The sequence below is a fragment of the Vibrio sp. 10N.261.51.A4 genome, assembly GCF_041471945.1.
Classification (GTDB): Bacteria; Pseudomonadota; Gammaproteobacteria; order Enterobacterales; family Vibrionaceae; genus Vibrio; species Vibrio crassostreae_C.
The window spans coordinates 91847-109775 of sequence record NZ_JBFRPJ010000012.1; the positions used below are offsets into that span (position 1 = coordinate 91847).

At 43.9% G+C, this 17929-nt stretch carries 17 protein-coding genes; 8 read left to right on the forward strand and 9 right to left on the reverse strand.

Translation table 11 applies throughout. The features are described from left to right. The first annotated feature begins 18 nt into the window (after positions 1-18). Complete coding sequence (locus tag AB4384_RS04050; RefSeq protein ID WP_102320258.1) at positions 19-798, forward strand: DUF2927 domain-containing protein; 780 nt, start codon at positions 19-21, stop codon at positions 796-798. Positions 799-896: 98 nt separating this feature from the next. Here the strand turns inward: AB4384_RS04050 and AB4384_RS04055 are convergent, their stop codons facing one another. Further along, complete coding sequence (locus AB4384_RS04055) at positions 897-1286, reverse strand: DUF2750 domain-containing protein (protein WP_004734596.1); 390 nt, start codon at positions 1284-1286, stop codon at positions 897-899. Positions 1287-1435: 149 nt separating this feature from the next. Continuing rightward, positions 1436-2341 carry a manganese-dependent inorganic pyrophosphatase gene (locus AB4384_RS04060; protein WP_017065328.1) on the reverse strand — a complete coding sequence of 302 codons (906 nt, stop codon included), beginning with the start codon at positions 2339-2341 and terminating at the stop codon, positions 1436-1438. Positions 2342-2542: 201 nt separating this feature from the next. Here AB4384_RS04060 and AB4384_RS04065 point away from each other — a divergent pair, with 201 nt between their 5' ends. Continuing rightward, positions 2543-3757 (forward strand): putative manganese transporter, encoded by a 1215-nt coding sequence (locus tag AB4384_RS04065; RefSeq protein WP_102320259.1) that lies wholly within the window; start codon positions 2543-2545, stop codon positions 3755-3757. A gap of 294 nt (positions 3758-4051) precedes the next feature. Here AB4384_RS04065 and torA read toward each other — a convergent pair whose 3' ends face one another. From torA to torE, 3 genes are read right to left on the reverse strand one after another with little or no spacing between them, the layout of a single operon-like run. Continuing rightward, positions 4052-6514 (reverse strand): trimethylamine-N-oxide reductase TorA, encoded by a 2463-nt coding sequence (gene torA / locus AB4384_RS04070; protein ID WP_102320260.1) that lies wholly within the window; start codon positions 6512-6514, stop codon positions 4052-4054. A 24-nt stretch (positions 6515-6538) separates the two neighbouring features. After that, positions 6539-7720, reverse strand: a complete 1182-nt coding sequence (gene torC / locus AB4384_RS04075; protein WP_102320261.1) for a pentaheme c-type cytochrome TorC — start codon at positions 7718-7720, stop codon at positions 6539-6541. Positions 7721-7770: 50 nt separating this feature from the next. Continuing rightward, a complete protein-coding gene (gene torE / locus AB4384_RS04080; protein ID WP_017060298.1) occupies positions 7771-7953 on the reverse strand; it encodes a trimethylamine N-oxide reductase system protein TorE in 183 nt (60 codons plus the stop codon). Between the two features lie 437 nt (positions 7954-8390). Between torE and AB4384_RS04085 the strand changes: the two genes are divergently transcribed. Continuing rightward, on the forward strand, positions 8391-9185 hold the full coding sequence (locus AB4384_RS04085) for an ABC transporter permease (protein ID WP_372128935.1): 795 nt from the start codon (positions 8391-8393) through the stop codon (positions 9183-9185). 354 nt (positions 9186-9539) lie between these two features. Here the strand turns inward: AB4384_RS04085 and focA are convergent, their stop codons facing one another. Together focA and AB4384_RS04095 are read right to left on the reverse strand one after the other, a co-directional pair. Next, positions 9540-10382 (reverse strand): formate transporter FocA, encoded by an 843-nt coding sequence (gene focA / locus AB4384_RS04090; RefSeq protein WP_017060282.1) that lies wholly within the window; start codon positions 10380-10382, stop codon positions 9540-9542. Positions 10383-10744: 362 nt separating this feature from the next. Then, a complete protein-coding gene (locus AB4384_RS04095) occupies positions 10745-12052 on the reverse strand; it encodes an ATPase (RefSeq protein WP_372128937.1) in 1308 nt (435 codons plus the stop codon). 257 nt (positions 12053-12309) lie between these two features. Here AB4384_RS04095 and AB4384_RS04100 point away from each other — a divergent pair, with 257 nt between their 5' ends. From AB4384_RS04100 to AB4384_RS04110, 3 genes are all read left to right on the forward strand, one after another. Further along, a complete protein-coding gene (locus AB4384_RS04100; protein ID WP_017060280.1) occupies positions 12310-12540 on the forward strand; it encodes a TIGR02647 family protein in 231 nt (76 codons plus the stop codon). A 114-nt stretch (positions 12541-12654) separates the two neighbouring features. Further along, positions 12655-13509 carry an NAD(P)H-binding protein gene (locus AB4384_RS04105; RefSeq protein ID WP_017060279.1) on the forward strand — a complete coding sequence of 285 codons (855 nt, stop codon included), beginning with the start codon at positions 12655-12657 and terminating at the stop codon, positions 13507-13509. Beyond that, positions 13502-14167, forward strand: coding sequence for a YdcF family protein (locus AB4384_RS04110; RefSeq protein WP_102319774.1), 666 nt, complete (start codon positions 13502-13504; stop codon positions 14165-14167). The genes AB4384_RS04105 and AB4384_RS04110 overlap by 8 nt, the downstream gene beginning before the upstream one ends. A 137-nt stretch (positions 14168-14304) precedes the next feature. Here the strand turns inward: AB4384_RS04110 and AB4384_RS04115 are convergent, their stop codons facing one another. Both AB4384_RS04115 and cysS read right to left on the reverse strand, forming a co-directional pair. After that, a complete protein-coding gene (locus AB4384_RS04115) occupies positions 14305-14883 on the reverse strand; it encodes a thymidine kinase (RefSeq protein WP_017060277.1) in 579 nt (192 codons plus the stop codon). 98 nt (positions 14884-14981) lie between these two features. Further along, positions 14982-16367, reverse strand: a complete 1386-nt coding sequence (cysS, locus tag AB4384_RS04120) for a cysteine--tRNA ligase (RefSeq protein WP_102319773.1) — start codon at positions 16365-16367, stop codon at positions 14982-14984. Between the two features lie 189 nt (positions 16368-16556). Between cysS and AB4384_RS04125 the strand changes: the two genes are divergently transcribed. Both AB4384_RS04125 and lpxH read left to right on the forward strand, forming a co-directional pair. Further along, the gene (locus AB4384_RS04125) at positions 16557-17051 is read left to right on the forward strand and encodes a peptidylprolyl isomerase (protein WP_017060275.1); all 495 of its coding nucleotides are present in this window, start codon (positions 16557-16559) and stop codon (positions 17049-17051) included. A gap of 77 nt (positions 17052-17128) precedes the next feature. After that, complete coding sequence (gene lpxH, locus AB4384_RS04130; protein ID WP_065675744.1) at positions 17129-17863, forward strand: UDP-2,3-diacylglucosamine diphosphatase; 735 nt, start codon at positions 17129-17131, stop codon at positions 17861-17863. The last annotated feature ends 66 nt before the right edge of the window (positions 17864-17929 follow it).

Genomic DNA, 17929 nt, shown 5'->3' on the forward strand with positions numbered 1-17929 from the left:
TTAGCAGAGGGGAAAAGTATGTATCGAACAGCTTCAATGCTTCCCCTCTTGTTGGTGCTGTTGTCCTTTAACGCGACAAGCACACCGCTCACATGGCTAGATAGAAGCTTCGTCGAAACTGCCTTTTATAACGTCGCGCTTCAACACGAATACTCCCAAGGCAACAAACCGCTCGCCAAGTGGAAACAACCGATCAAGATTTGGATCGATCATCGAGTGGGCGATGAGGAACTGCATCAAGAGATCACAGAGCTTCATATCAAACACTTATCTGAAGTCACCCAACATCCAATAACAATCGTCAGTAAAGAGTCCGAAGCGAACGTTAAATGGATATACACAAGGCAGAGCCAGTGGGTATCTGAGGCGAAATCGGTGCTCAAGCTCAAATCAACTCAACATTTAAATAGAGCCATCTGCACGGCGGGCTATAGAACCAATTCTAAAGGCGAGATTGTATACGCTGGGATTGTAATCCCGGTTGATCAGGCAAGATCGCGAGGTAAGCTGGTCGCCTGTATCGTGGAAGAGATCACACAAGTTCTAGGCCTGCCGAATGATTCAGATAAAGCCTACCCTTCTATTTTCAACGACCACACGCCAGAAGACTTATTATCGCCGTTAGACGTAGTGCTACTGCAATTGCTGTATGAACCAGAATTGAAAGCTGGAATGACAAAATCTGAAGTAAAACCTATCGTTCGAAAGATACTCAAGAGATACAGCAAAACAGGTGTGCTTCAGCAAGCTTCTAAAGCCGCACAGCAAGCGCCTTTGTATCAGTTGATTGGGTATTGACGAATATACGTTGGAAGTAACTTAGATGGGATAATTGAATGATAGCGCTGCCTAAGAAAGGCAACGCTGACTTACGATGTTACTGTATTACGAAAGAACTAGCGCTTAGCTGCCTGCTTTTTCAATTCGAAGTCGAACTCATCCGGGAACAAGATAACGCCTTCTTCTTGCTCGTTCGGGAATACTACAACAGCAAGTTCGTCGTCTTCTAGACCGTTCGTCCAGCGACTGTGCCATTTGTTCAACGAAATAGACTCAGCTTTACACTCAGACCAATCACCCGTTGCCCATGATTCTGCGAACTCTTGGTTTGGCCATACTGGAACACAATCTTCATCTTCTGTGTTCAGCATTACACAACCGTGTTCATCGGTTAAGATCCATACTTCACGGTTTGCTACGATTTCTTTCACACAGTATTTCAGGCGTTGCTCGCCCGTATACTTGTTGATTTCAGCGATTTTTTTATCGTCTAGCTGTGTAGTCATCTTAATTTCCTACTTTAGTCAGTAACTTTGCTCTTAAAGCTATTTTATGCCGAGTGTTGTTAACTTCAAACATTATCGATGAAGAAGAAAGTCTACTTCAAAGAAAAACGCCTGCTAAATAAGCAGGCGTTTAATATTAAGCGACTTGATTAAACAAGCTCACCTTGTAGCCAAGGCCAGCCTTGCTTCTTACGGCTTAGTGTATTTTCCATCATTAATACGCCGCCTTTCTCGTGCTTAACCAATTTCTCAGCCCACTCACCTTTGTATAGAAGACGAGTTTGAGCAGTAGTGATATCTGTTAGCATTACCGCAGCGAACGCTAGACCGTCTTTCTCACAACGCTCTTCAAGATCAGCTTCTAGCGCTTCGATCATGCCGTCTACTTGCTCAAGAGTCGCAAGTTCAACTTGACCAACAACAACATCACGACCGTTGAATGGGTAGCCTTTAAGGTCTTTTTCTACTAGCTGTGCAGCAGATAGGCCTTCGATGTTTGTTTTTGCGATTAGAAGCGCTTTGATGAATGCATCAACGTCAGTTACGCCAGCAATTTCAGCAAGCTCAGCAACCGCGTCTTTGTCTTTTTGAGTACATGTTGGAGAAGCGAAACCAACTGTGTCTGAAAGAATTGCAGACATCATTAGTTTAGCGATTTGTTGAGAGATTGCGTGACCTTCAATCTTGAACATGTTGAAAAGTACAGTGTTTGTACAACCAACAGGCCAGATCCAAGCTTCCATTGGGTTTACTGTCATCACGTCGCCTAGACGGTGGTGATCAACAATACCTACGATCTCTGCATCAGCAACATCATCTGGTGCTTGTGCTAGATCTGAGTAGTCTACTAGCCAGATTTTCTCACCAGCAACAGAAGTACGAAGCTCTGGCTTTTCAGCACCAGCGACTTCTAGAATGTGTTGAGTTTCGCGGTTGATCTCGCCTTGGCGAATTGGTGTCGCTTCCTCGCCACGAGCCTTAAGAAGCTCAGTTGCAACTAACGCACTACAAATACTGTCACTATCAGGGTTTTTGTGACCAACAACTAAAATCATGTTTCTTCCTATTACACTAACAATTATGACTCTACCTTTAGAGCCTCTCTTTATTAGCCATACTTTACCTCATTTTTTTAGATTGGTCATGTTTCGTGGGTTTAGCCAATAGTAACAATAGATAAAAAAACAACAAATGCAATTGATAATTATTATCATTCGTATATATTTATCTTAAGCCACTAATTTTGAGTAACACCTATGGATCGACTAATCTCTTTTTTGCCAAGCAGTAGTGCTGCGAAAACAACTCAGTTTTCACTGTCATTTAAGCGCCTGCTTTTGCCTGTCTCACTTGCAGCTTTGGTTGCAGCCCCAGCTACACGAGAGCTGACGGTGACTACTTTGTCAGACGCGTTTTGGGCAGTGTCTTGTTATGTTGCTTTAACCTTGGCTATTTACCACTGGTTAAGTCTGTACATAAACAAAGATAACGTCTTCAATAAGCTCGTCCATCAATCTCGTTCAAACCAAGTGGTATTCGCGGCTCTCATGGGCGCGTTGCCCGGCTGTGGCGGTGCGATAGTGGTTACCACACAATTTATCTCGGGCAAACTCGGATTCGGCGCAGTTGTTGCTGTGCTCGTCTCAACCATGGGTGATGCGGCCTTCCTGCTCATAGCGAGCGAGCCTAAGACAGGTTTAGCCATGATGGCGATGGGCGTGATCGTGGGTACTGCGTCAGGCCGAATCATTAACTTGTTTCACGCAGACGACTTCTTACGCCCAAAAAAAGCAGAGAAAAATGAAGCCGTTCACAGTTGCTCATCTCAATCCCAAGACAAAGAATCCGTCTCTAAAAAGGCGATCAACCTGCAAGGTTACCTATGGTCAGTGCTGATTATTCCCGGCGCTGCAGTAGCTCTACTTGGCTCTTTTCAAGTCGATGTAAACGAGTTACTCGCGTTGCCTGAAATGTCGATGGAATGGGCGGGAACAATTTTATTGATTAGCTCGATGTTTCTATGGGGCCTCACTCGGGAAATTGAAGATTACAAATCAGCAGTAAGTGAAGATGAGAAATGTTTAGGCTCACATCCACTGCAAAAAACCGCTCAAGACACCAACTTTGTGACAGCGTGGGTTGTGGTTGCCTTTCTTTTCTTTGAATTTGGCTCTGTGATAGCAAATGTTGATTTTGCGACGCTATTCTCAAGCTGGGGCATCATGCTCCCCCTGGCTGGCGTGTTGATGGGTTTGCTACCGGGCTGTGGACCGCAATTATTGGTCACTAGCTTATACCTTTCAGGCGCCCTGCCACTTTCGGCTCAGGTAGGTAACGCAATTTCAAATGATGGTGACGCGCTATTCCCTGCGATTGCGATGGCTCCCAAAGCGGCACTGGTCGCGACCTTATACTCTAGTGTGCCCGCACTAATCTGTGCTTATAGCTACTGGTTTATATTTGAGATCTAACTTGAGTAGAGTTAACTCCATAGGCTTCTGTAAGGTCGGTACTTTGTATCGGCCTTTTTGTTTCCGCCTGCTTAAGTCTTTCCACAGGTTCTTTTTACATTCCCTTCCTGCTTCACTGCTTCTACCACCTCTCTCAAACAGCGCGTTACAGCCTGTCTCAAAAACGCCCTCTATTAGCCCTGTATAATGCTTATTTAGAAACACCAACACTGATATCAAAAATACAAAAAGCCCCTGTAAGAGTGCTTACAGGGGCTTTAATTCAAGCTTTAATCTTGGTTCTTAAGACAAGACTTAAGAAACTTCGATTGGACCACCGAATGAAGTTACTGGAGGCAGTTTGCCTTGGAACTTCTCGAAATCAACCAAACATGTGTTTGCTGACGTTGCTTGAGCAAGTTCAGACGTACCGATATCTTGAGTCAGTGTGTTTGGATCGCCGTATGTATCTAGCGCGCCCACTTTCTCGTTGATCGGACCGTACCAAGCACCTTCTTCGATACGAACAACACCAGGAGCATAGCTATCCATTAGAACAGCACCCGCTAGTAGTTGACCACGGTCGTTGAACACACGTACTACATCGCCATCTTTGATGCCTTTCTTCTTAGCATCTACTGGGTTGATGTAGATTGGCTCACGGCCTTGTACCGCGTAAGTCGCACGCCACTCTTCAGATTCACACATCTGAGAGTGAAGACGCTTGTCTGGGTGACAAGATTGTAGCCAGTACGGGTGTTTGTCAGAGCCTGGACCACCGTGTGAACGTTCAGATTTCTCGAACCACATTGGGTGTTCTTGACAGTGCTCGTAGCCCATATTGCCAACAGTACGGCTTGTGATTTCGATGAAACCAGAAGGTGTACCTAGTGCGTTGATCTCTGGATCTTCACGGAATGAAGCGTGACGAGTCCATGGCTTACCTTTACCGAAGTCTAGGAAACCTTTCTCCCAGAACTCAGCAAATTCAGGCATTTCAAAGCTGCCTTCATTTGAAGCGCGACATTCGTCGTACAGTGATTTAACCCACTGCATTTCGTCCATACCACGCGTGTAATCGTCGTAACGACCCCAACGCTTAGTTAGGCTAGACATGATCTCGAAGTCAGTCTTAGACTGGAACAGAGGATCCACTAGCTTGTGCATTGCGATCAAACCACGGCCAGAGTATGCGCCATAACCATCAATATCGTTTCGTTCCCACTGAGTACATGCAGGAAGCACGATGTCAGAGTGACGACAAGTTGCAGTCCAAGCAAAATCAACAGCCACTACAGTTTGTAGGCTCTTGAATGCTTTACGCATCTTGTTGCGATCTTGGTGGTGGTGCCACGGGTTGTTACCACTAAATACCATCATCTTGATATCAGGTAGTGTTACCGTTGAACCATTCGCTTTGATCTTCTTACCAGGCTCTAGCAAGCTATCAACCCAACGAGCAACTGGGATTACGCGGCTGTAGCCGTTGTAATCTGTGTTGGTGTACTTAGGTGATTGACCTTGGTCGATGTTCAGCGGGAAAGAACCCGGAGCAGCGAAGCCAGTTGAAGATACACCGATACCAGAGTAGTGGTGACCGTAAGAGATACCACCGCCCGGTAGACCAATTTGGCCAACCATTGCTGCGATAACTGCACACATCCAGTAAGGTTGTTCACCGTGCTCTTGACGTTGGATACTCCAACCAACAAGAATCTGTGTACGACCGTTAACCAGCATCTTAGCGAAGTCACGAATAGAGTCCGCGCTTGCGCCACAGATAGCAGAAGCCCATTCTGGCGTCTTCTCAACTCTGTCTTTCGTTTCACCTTGAACGTACTTGATGAAATCTTCAAAACCTAGACAGTAAGTTTCGATGAACTTCTTGTCGTATAGGCCTTCGTTGTAAAGAACGTGAGCAACACCAAGCATGAACGCCACATCAGTTTGTGGGTTGATGTACATTTGCTCGTTTTCTAGGTAACGACCTGTTTTGTTTTTAACAGGGTCAACAGAAACAACGTTGATCTCTTTCTTAGCAACTTTTTCTTTCAGCTGTTCTAGGTATGCGAACGACTCGTGAGTCTCACATGTCCAACCTACTTGAAGGTTTTTAACTGGATCGTTACCCCAAAGAACAATGTTGTCACTGTTTTCTAGGATAAGTTCCCAAGATGTACCTTGTGCGTAAACTTCAGTAGAACCTAGCACGTAAGGCATGATCGTTTGACCAGCACCTGTTGAGTAGTCACCGATTTTCTTCACAGAGTAACCGTGAAGTGCCATTGCACGTTGCATGTGGTTAGTACAGCTATGGAACTGACCTGTTTGTCTCCAACCAGTTTGACCTGTGTGAAGCGCCCATGGACCGTAATCTTTCTGTACGCGCTCTAGCTCGCGGTAAACAAGGTCTAGTGCCTCATCCCAAGTCACACGAATAAAGCGGTTGTTACCACGTGTGTCTGCGCTGTATTTATGCTTCTTCAACCAATCTAGGCGAACCATAGGGTAACGCACACGTGATGGGCTGTAGATAATACCTTTAATACCTTTCAACATCTCAGTTGGGTGCTGATCGATTTCTAGAGGTTTAATTTCTTGTACTTTACCCGCGTAAACGCGAGCTCGGAATGCACCCCAGTGAGAACCAGAGACTTTCCACGCGCCGTCTGTTTCTGCAGCAGACGCTGATGCCGACGCCAATAAGCTTGGACCGATAACCGATGCCGCACTTGTAGTAGCGACACCTTTCAGAAAACTTCTTCTTGTAATTGCCATTGTGTTACTCCAATTGACGTCTTATTAGTGATGGCCTTCAGAAAAATCTGATGAGTGCTTCTGTAGATACTTAAGAACCAGTGCTTCTGTATCTGTATCGAAGTTAACGAATGCAATCATACCATCTAGCATGCCTACCCAACCGTTAGCGCTGAAGTGAGCTTCATCTGGCTGTGAGTGACACGTTGAACAGTTAGATTGGTACGCTTGACCCGCTGCGTTCCAGATTGGATCGAAGTTATCAACCATAGACTCTTTCTTCATCCAAAGTGCTAGGTTAACTTCTTCCCATGGAAGGCCAGTAAGCTCATCTTCTTTCTTCTCACCAACAGTGATAACGTCACTTTGAGATACATCTTTCGTCAAGATTGCAGTTGAGATGTTCATACCGAAGTCTTCTTGGATTACACGTCCGAAGCCTTTCGCTTTACGCCAACCGTCGATTTGAATCTTGATCATATCGCCTTTTTCGTCGATAACCGCAACTTTACTTGCAGGGCTTAATAGACCCGCTTCAACTTCAGCTGTTTCATCTGTGTACATTGGTAGGTGACGAATAGAGATCACGTCTGAACCATTTGCGTAAGATGTGCTGCTTGCTACGTTTTCTAGCTCGCCAACAATACCGCTCGCTGATGCCATATCTAATGGAAGGTTGTGAGCAATACCTTTGTGACAGTCAACACAGCTTTGATCACGCTCTGCCGCGTTCTTCATCTGGATACGCGCTGTTGGGCGCATGTTTTCGAAATCCATTGAATCGTAGTTGTGGCAGTTTTTACACTCTAGAGATTTGTTCGAAGAGAAGCGATCCCATTCGTGTTTAGCCAGTTCGATACGACGAGCTTCGAATTTCTCAGGCGTATCTAGGTCACCAAATACTTGAGCGAATACTTCTTTAGAAGCTTGCATCTTACGAGCGATTTTTGCTGTCCATTCATGTGGAACGTGACAGTCAGGACAAGTAGCACGTACACCAGAAGTGTTTTTCCAGTGAACCGTTTCTTGTAGTTCTACGTATACGTTGTCACGCATGGTGTGACAGCTTACACAGAATTCTTCTGTATTTGTGTGCTCTAGAGCTGTGTTAAAACCGCCCCAGAAAATAACACCGGCGATAAAGCCACCCATAGTTAGTACACCAAGACTGATGTGTACTGCTGGGCGAGTCATTGTGCGCCATAATTTAACTAAAAATGATTTCATGTTTAGCTCTCTTAAATATTGATTTTAAAAAATGTTGTTACTAGAGGGCATTACATGCCGCCGTGAGCACCTGGAGGTCCGAATACAAACACTTGCAGTGCCCAAACTAGGAAGCCGTAACCGCCTACAAAAGCCACACTTAATATTGGGAAGAGAACCACCGCGATGAAGAGGAAAGACTTCCACTCCAGCGAATGTTTTTCGCTAGTTTCAATTTTATTAACATCACTCATACATTTTGCCTATTTTGTATTTAGTAATTTCGAGTAACCCATTCTATGGGGCTAAAGTTCTTAAGTATCTAACGACAAATTTTAGACCATACTCAAAGTAGGGTTCAATCAAATCTCCCGTTATAACCCTTGCTAATCAATACTTTTTTGAGCTCATCCAAAGTTGTTTTTAGTTAAACAAAGTTATTAAAAAGTATTAACAAATGTGAAGAATTAAGTATATTTCACAAATGTTAAATTCCAACACCTGCGCAACCTTATTGTAACCAATTTTAACGTTTTACCTACTAAGTAGTAGCCAAAAATGCCTCAAAAAACCAATATTTTGTGGTTTGATTGTTAAATTATTGAGTATTTTTTAAAGCAACGGCTGAGAAGCTGAAATGCATCATTTGGCACTTTCAGATATGATGGGGACCTACTTAAAAGGAAACATTATGCAAGACGTTATTGATATATCTTGGTGGCAGTTATTGTTCTTCAGCTCACTTCTCTTGCTACCCATTACCATCAACCACAAGTTAAAACTCGGCCTTGGCAAAGAGGCTTCTATCAGCATCATTCGTATGGTTATTCAGCTATTTCTGGTGGGACTTTACCTAGAATACTTGTTCACTTTGAATAGTTTTTGGGTCAATTTGCTGTGGTTATTTACTATGATTATCGTCGGTGCAAGCTCGATTGTTGAAAAATCTAGACTGCCAAGAAACCTACTTTTGGCTCCTGTCGCCGTTAGCCTTGCGGTAACTTGTGTACCTATTGTCTTGTTCATCTGCTTTTTCATCATTAAGCCGACACCGGTTTTTAACGCGCAGTACCTTATCCCAATCGCAGGGATGTTATTGGGTAATAGCTTAAGCAGTAATATCGTGGCATTGCAGAACCTGTTTGGTGCCTTTGAAACACAGAAATCAGAATATGAAGCAGCAATCGCGTTAGGCGCGTCTCCTACTTATGCTGCTGCGCCTTTTGTACGTAATGCAATACAGAAAGCGATGTCCCCTATCATGGCCTCTATGGCAACCACAGGCTTAGTAACGCTGCCGGGAATGATGACTGGACAGATCTTAGGTGGTGCTTCACCGATGATCGCGATTAAGTATCAACTGATGATCATGCTGGCGATTTTCGTGATGATGAGCTGCTCTTTAGCACTTGCACTTCACCTCTCATTGAAGACATCTTTAACCAAAGAAGGGCGAGTTCTCGCTCAAATACAGCCTTCGAAATAGCCTCCCTGCTCCACTTAGATCTGGTTACTCACTGAATTTGAGACAGGTTATCCACAGAAACTGTGGATAACCAAATCAATATAGATCCTTTTTTGTCCATTTCGACCCAAGGGAAGATCATCGCCTTTGATCTTTGGGTGATTTCAAAGACATATACACACATGGTAATCAGCGCTGTTGCGTACTCAGATGATCATTAGAGAGATGAAGAAGTAGGTTTTCCACAAATAAAAAACGGCCTGCAATGCAGACCGTCTTGTAAATGTCATAAGTCAGTTCAGTGTTTTCACTGCGCCTTAACTCATCTCGTCAACTGAGTTAGTCACGCCATCTTTGTCGATAGCGCCACCTTTATTAGTCACGTAGGTAGATCAACCAGTACCACATGCCAACAAAGATACCGCCGCCAATGATGTTACCGATGGTAACGGGCAGCAAGTTGTTCATCAAAAAGTCCGCCATGTTCAGATCAACATAGTCCGCTGGGTTAGCGCCTGTCATTGTCCAAAATTCAGCCGGAGCAAATGTTTTGATGCCGATAGCTAAAGGCACTTGGAACATATTCGCAATACAGTGCTCGAAACCAGCCGATACGAACATCGCAACAGGCAAAATCATTACCGCAATTTTGTCAGTCAGTGTGCGTCCACTAAACGTCATCCATACCGCGATACAAACCAATACATTACACATGATGCCGAGCGCGATAGCTTGGATAAAATCGTGGTGCATCTTATGTTGGGAGATCGCCATTGCATTCAAACCCACTTGACCGTGGTCGAACATGTACTGTTTGGTCAGTAACATACAAGCCACCAGCAGCAATGCGCCAATCAAGTTACCTACATAAACTGTAGCCCAGTTCTTAACGAGCGTGCGCCAACTAATCTTGCCACTTGCACGAGCAACCAGAGTCAGCACCGAACTGGTAAATAGCTCACCACCGGTAACAACAACGAGAATTAAACCCAAGCTAAATGCAAGGCCACCTAATAGGCGAGTAATACCCCAAGGCAAATCACCAGCACCAGTCGTTACGATGGTGTAGAACACAAACGCAATACCGATGTGTATGCCAGCGGAAATCGCTAGGAGAAAAGATTTGATTGGATCTTTGGTTGCTTTACCTACGCCAATATCTGCAGCGCGCTCAGCCATTTGTGGCGGTAATAATGAGTCAAATTGGTTTAGATTCATGATGATTTACATTTTGAAACATGTCGTCGGGAGCGCGATAATCCTCTCTTTCATTTCTGAATTCAAGAGCTATTTTAGGCACAAAATAGCTCTAACAGCCTTGTTGAAAGCAAATAGTCCGAGTTATTCCAAATTCATACGACTTTAGTAGTAAAAAGAAAACTCTGCTGAATGATTAGTTATCAGCATAGAAAATAACACACCTATAAATATCAACAAGTTACGTTAAAACCAAAAGAATAACGTACACTAAAATGGCTCACAGAGCGCTTTTATTTCTAGATTTTGACATAGATCAACAGAACGTAAAAAAGCGCCCTAAGGCGCTTTTAACTCAATCACAAATAAAGAAATTAGTGATGCTAAACCGAAGGTTCAATCACTTCTTCTGATGATTGTTCTAGGGTTGAATCCTCTAGAGTAGATTCAACAGCCGGGGACATCACACCAGAGTCACTTTCGTTGGCAACTTTGCCACCTAAGCTTTTCAAACTATCCACTAACTCTTCTAAGCTTTTAATGTGAGCATCACTCTTGGTAATCTGCTCACCGAGCAACTCACTGTGCTTGGTTGCTTCAGACAGTTGCTGCGCTTGCTTCTGGTTTTCAGACTCCAGCTTAGCCAATTGCTCAGTCAAAGTTTCAATCTCTGACTTTAAAAGCCCTGTCATATCAGAGCTTTTTAACGCCTTAACACTCGCTACTATCTTCTGTGATTGCTGACGTAAACCAACATCACGGTAATCTTCATCATTAACGATTTGTGAAATGCTCAGTAGCTGGTTCTCGGCATTCAAAACCGACTGTTCGAACTGGTCGCCTTTTACGCTCGCCAGCACTTTGACTTCATGAGCGACACTGCGCACGTGGTTCAATTCAAACTCTGCAGCGTGAACCGCGTCTTCAATGATCGACTTTTCACGAGGGCTAGCTTTCACTTGGCTTTCGGCCAACGCAATTTGAGATGCTGCCTTAGCAAAGGTAAGCGGAGCAACGTCATCAAAATCTTCATCTTCCAAGAACTCTAATTCGTTCTTCAAAGGTTCGATGTATTTCTTATGCGCCACTTTAACTTCTAATAAGCGAGCATTGTTAAGAAATTCCACCTGCGCTTCTTGAGCGTATTCAAGCTCATCGACCAGCACATACTCGAACAACTCGCTGTATTCTGAATACAAACGTTTGTAGCTCGAGGTAAACATGGTATCTGCGCCAAGAAACTTCAGGTAATCCATTTGGACAATCGAATCCGCGAGTACTCGATCAGCCTTCTTCTTTAACACTAAGATCGAGTCATAGTTTGATTTGATCAAAGCGATTTTTTCATCGAAGGCTTCAGCGTAAGTTAGGCTCGAAAAAATGGAGTAACTCTTGGTTATCCGAGTTTCGTCTTTAAGTAAGTCCGCATAAATGCTTTCAGCATCATCCCATGCGTCTAATAGTTCATTGTAATTCTCTGGTGCATAGAGAGACAATTGATCATGATCTTCAAGCTTAACTTCCCATTCGGAGTAAACGCTTTGGACAGACTGAAATGAACGGACCTCTATTGTCGATTCATTATTGTTGTTTGTGGTTTGGTTCGCGTCTGTCTGCTCTGAGGGTGTGCTTTGACAACCTGAGATAGCAAATAGCATACTGATCGTTAATGCTACTTTGTTCGCTCTCACTTATGCATATCCTTTTTATACAATATTCGCTCAATGCAAATTATTTCTAGTCACAATATATTACAACCACTTAGCAATAAACATCACTGATGATTTAAGTGGGTGCAAATCACCCAATATAACCAAAATAAACTCATCACTCGATGATTAATCAATCAATTTGGTATCACTTATCAATTCTCTTTATTTGCTATTGCCTGAGCCGAGAATGCGCACTAAGGTGAAGGTAGAGAACGTTATGAATATATAGGTTAATTATGAAGTACAACGCTGAACATATTGCTGATTTAAACCTCCTTCTTCAATTTGATGTAAGTAGTGCAGCTACTGGAATTAAAGTCCATCAAGAGGCTGCTCAAGAAACTCAAGACGCTGTTAAGCGCCTATTCGAAAAAAACCTTTGTACTCAGCCAGACGGCGGTTACCTAACAGATGAAGGTATCGAGATGGCAGAGCGCGCAGACAAGCTTCTTCGCGTACTAAACTAAAGCTCCATTGTTCTAGTAAAAACTCCACTTGCTTCGGCCGTGGAGTTTTTTCATTTTTGGGCAAAGCTTTGTTAGGCTTATTGTAAATTCGTCATTTGCAGTTGTGAGGAACACATGGCTTCTATATTTATTGTCGGTGCAGGATGGGTAGGTGCACCTTTATCTGAACATTTAGAAAAACATGGTAACCGAGTAGTGGTCACGAAAACGACCCAAGCGGGAGCAGATGCCATTGGTAGCGAACAAATTCCATGTGAAGTGTTTAGCTTTGATTCATCCGATCCACAACAGACTATCGGGCGACTCTATTCATTGTTACTCGAAAACAACACTGAAATTGTGATTGGCAGCTTCCCTCCTGGCTTTAGAAAAGGAGCAGGACAAGAGTATGCCGACTACTGGCAGCAACTCACCAATGCATGCCAAAAGGCCAACATTAAAAAGCTCATTATGGTTAGTTCAACTACGGTATACCCAACTAAGCCGGGTGTGCTGAACGAGCTGGATGCATCACTCCCCCTTTCGACCTCAGATAACGAGCACGCGTCTTTATTTTCCGATAACGCACGAATCATGCTGCAAGCTGAACAGTCAGTGATTGATTCCGGTATCGACTACACCATTCTTCGCTTTAGTGGCTTAATCGGCCCAAGCCGTCACCCATCACGCTTCGCAAGCAAGTTAAAACAAGTCAGCACTCAAGCTCCAGCCAACATGCTGCACCTTGATGATGCAATTGGTGCTGTCGATTTCGCTATCAGTCAACTGCACAATGAAATAGTTAACGTGACCACACCAAATACAGTCAGTAAGGCGGAGTTTTATGCCGCGGCACTGAAAAGCGCCAACAGCAGTGAGCCTCTGCCCGCTGTTGTTGATACCCCAGACAAGTTAATCTCTTCGAAGAAGATTCTCGACTTAGGTTATTCATTTAAATTCGAATCCACACTGGACGCACTTCATGACTGAACAATCTATAGCTAACAAAGATCCCAACATAAAACTGCATCGCTCAGTCGACACCCTTTGGAACTTTATGTCTATGGGTCACAAGGTTACGCCTTCCGACTGTATCTTTGTATTGTGTAGCAACGATACTCGCGTCGCTGAATATGCAGCCGAGCTTTATCACCAAAAGGTCGCGCCTTACATCGTTTTTTCTGGCGGTGTTGGACGCTTTACCGAAGGAAGCTTTGAGCGCTCAGAAGCAGAAGCATTCGCTTCTATCGCACGAGATTGTGGTGTGCCTGACTCTGACATTATCATAGAGAAACACGCGACAAATACTGGGGAAAATGTACGATTCACTCATGAGTTGCTGACAGAAAAAGGGTTATCGCCGAAGAGGTTAACCTTAGTTCAGAAGCCCTTCATGGAGAAACGTACCTACGCCACCTTCAGTAAACAGTGGCCTGACGAAACTTCCGAGATTACCGTGACGTCACGATGGCAAACTTGGGATGATTACTTTAACGAAGAGCTACCGTTAGACATGGTGTTAGGCGCATTAATTGCTGATTATGAGCGAATCAAAATCTACCCAGCGAAAGGCTTTCAGATTGAGATGCCGATCCCCGACGACGTTGACCACGCCTATCAAGCATTGAAGAAGCTCGGTTTCGAATAAGCAAAAGTTAGATTTTGAACAAAGTAAAAGCTCGGCTTGGAAGAAAGCAAAACACAGGCCCAATAAACAAAAACGGTGACACTTGGTCACCGTTTTTCGTTCTTTCGCGTTAGCAATGTCAGCATCTGTAGGTCAGCTTATTTACCTAACGCTTCTTTGTAGTGCAGACGGCAAACAGAAACGTATTTATCGTTACCACCAATAGCTACTTGGTCACCTTCAGCAATCGCCACACCATGCTCGTCGGTACGAATGACCATGTTCGCTTTACGGCCACAGTGACAAATTGTTTTAAGCTCAACAAGTTTATCTGCCCAAGACAGTAAGTAACGGCTACCTTCAAACAGTTCACCCAAGAAATCGGTACGTAGGCCGTAACAAAGTACTGGGATATGCAGCTTATCAACCACCTCTGTTAATTGGTACACCTGCTCCTTCGATAAAAATTGGCACTCATCGATCAACACACAATGACGCTTTTCTTCCTCATTGAGCTTTTTGATCGCATCAAACATGTTGGTGTCATTTTTAAACAGCTGAGCTTCAGATTGCAGACCAATTCGTGAGCTCACTTTACCGATACCATAGCGATCGTCCAACGCTGCCGTAAAGATCACTGGCGTCATGCCACGTTCTTGGTAGTTGAATGAAGATTGAAGAAGCGTTGTTGATTTACCCGCATTCATTGCCGAGTAATAAAAATACATCTGAGCCACAGAAATATTCCTGTTAATTAAAAGTTGAAGATAGAAAAGGTGAAAATAGAGAATTCGTGCTAGAAAAAAGGGCTGAAAATCAGCCCTTTTTATAAGATTTACTTACGACGCCAAGTCGTACCTTCTGGGCCATCTTCCAGAACAATACCCAACTCGTTTAGCTTATCACGTGCAAGATCGGCGTTTGCCCAATCCTTTGAAGCACGAGAATCGTTACGCAGTTTGATCAACGCTTCGATTTCAGCCACTTCGTCGCCGTTACCTGCCGCATCGCCTTGTAGGAAGGCTTCTGGCTCTTGGTGAAGAATACCGATGATGTCTGCTAGTTCACGCATCAGTGCACCAAGTCCGCTTGCTCTTTCAATGCTTTCAGGCTTGATACGGTTGATTTCACGAGCCATTTCAAACAGTACTGAATAAGCTTCAGGTGTGTTGAAATCATCGTTCATCGCTGTAGAGAATCGAGTCACGTACTCTTCGCCACCAGCAGGAGCTGCTGTAAGGTCTAGACCACGAAGTGACGTGTATAGACGCTCTAGTGATGCGCGAGCTTGGTTTAGGTTATCTTCGCTGTAGTTTAGCTGGCTACGGTAGTGACCAGACATTAGGAAGTAACGTACCGTTTCAGCATCGTAATGTGCTAGAACGTCACGGATAGTGAAGAAGTTACCTAGTGACTTAGACATCTTTTCTTTGTCTACCATCACCATACCACTGTGCATCCAAGTATTTACATACTGAGTGCCGTGCGCGCAGCAAGACTGTGCGATTTCGTTTTCGTGGTGAGGGAACTGCAGATCTGAACCACCACCGTGGATATCGAAGTGGTTACCAAGAATAGACGAGTTCATTGCTGAACATTCGATGTGCCAACCTGGACGACCCGGGCCCCATGGCGATTCCCATGTAGGTTCACCTGGTTTAGACATCTTCCAAAGAACGAAGTCTAATGGACTACGTTTTGCAGATTCAACATCAACGCGAGCACCCGCTTGAAGCTGATCAAGGTCTTGCTTAGAAAGCTTACCGTATTCGTCGAATTTCTTTACTTCAAACATCACGTCGCCGTTGCTTGCAACGTATGCGAAACCACGTTCAATCAGCTTTTCAACAAGCTCGATGATTTCAGTGATGTATTCTGTCGCACGAGGCTCAACATCTGGACGCTTCATGTTCAATGCATCAAAGTCAGCGTGCATCTCACCGATTAAACGCTCAGTCAGAGAGTCACAAGACTCACCGTTTTCGTTAGCGCGCTTGATGATTTTGTCATCGATATCTGTGATGTTACGAACGAAGTTCAAATCGTAACCAAGGTAACGAAGGTAACGAGTTACTACGTCGAAAGAAACGAACGTACGACCATGACCAATATGACAGAGATCGTATATGGTTACCCCACAGACATACATGCCGACTTTGCCAGCTGTAATTGGTTTGAATTCCTCTTTCTGTCTTGTGAGCGTGTTATATATCTTCAGCATGATCTCTATCTATTTTATGGATTAATCAAAATAAGCTCGCAGTATAACAAGTCATACCTTAATAGGTAATCCCCAAAAGCAGGAATTACTTTAAACATCTGAGTTAAGTGAATGATTTGATGATTTGAAAGTCCGCCAACATGCGCTAGAATTCGAACTTCATATTAAAAAGACAGTAAGGTAACAATCATGATCATCCTTCACACAAATTTTGGTGATATCAAAGTTCAACTTAACGAAGAAAAAGCACCAGAAACAAGCGCAAACTTTCTACAGTATTGCCGTGACGGTTTCTACGACAACACACTATTCCACCGTGTTATCGATGGTTTCATGATTCAAGGCGGCGGCATGACTTCTGGCCTTAAAGAAAAGGCAACTCGTGCAACGATCAAGAACGAAGCAAACAACGGTCTAGCGAACAAAGTTGGTACGCTAGCAATGGCTCGTACTATGGAACCGCATTCAGCCAGCTCTCAGTTCTTCATCAACGTTAACGACAACTCTTTCCTAAACTTCCGTAGCGAAAGCCTAGACGGTTGGGGCTACTGTGTATTCGCAGAAGTTGTTGAAGGCATGGACATCGTAAACAAGATTAAAGGTGTTAGCACTGGTTCTATGGGTATGCACCAAGATGTACCTCTAGAAGAAGTGATCATCACTGGTACTACAATCGAAGCTTAATTCATCGCTTTCGGTTAGTATTGATGAGCCGATAAAATCAGGATATAGGGAGCGAATCGCTCCCTTTTTTTAGACCTATGAAAACATATTTTATATCAGATCTGCACCTTTCTCCGTCACGACAAGACATCACAGACTGCTTCTTAACCTTTATGAAGAAAGAAGCCGTAGAAGCGGATGCACTTTACGTATTAGGTGACCTTTTCGAATTCTGGATTGGTGACGATGATAAGAGTGAATTCGCGACTTCTATCCGCCAAGCGTTTATCGACTTAGTGAAAACAGGCGTGCCTTGTTACTTTACTCAAGGGAACCGCGACTTCTTAGTCGGCAAAAAATTTGCTAAGCAAACGGGCGTACAACTTCTCGACGAAGTTTCTACGATCGATATCTACGGGCAAAAAGCGGTAGTATTGCATGGAGACACTCTATGTACTGAAGATGTAAAGTACCTCGCCTTTCGCGAAAAAGTGCATCAGCCATGGTTACAATGGGTCTTCAACCGAATTCCATTTTTCATCAAGAAGAAAATTGTTTCAAAGGTTCAATCAGATATCAAAGATGACAAGCAGACCAAGTCTCTCGACATCATGGATGTGACACAGCAAGAAGTCGAAGATGTGATGGAACGAAACAATGTCGATCTGATGATCCACGGCCATACTCACCGCCCAGACATCCATACATTTAATGCTAACAATTGCACTAAAACCCGTATCGTACTTGGCGATTGGTATACGCAAGGCTCAGTGCTGGTGTTCACGCCGCAAAGTTTTGAACTACAGAATCGAGCGTTTAGCAATAGCTTTTAACATCACGCTTAAACTTTCACTTTGATTATTATTGTCGGTCAGACTTTCTTAGAAAGTGTATGGTAA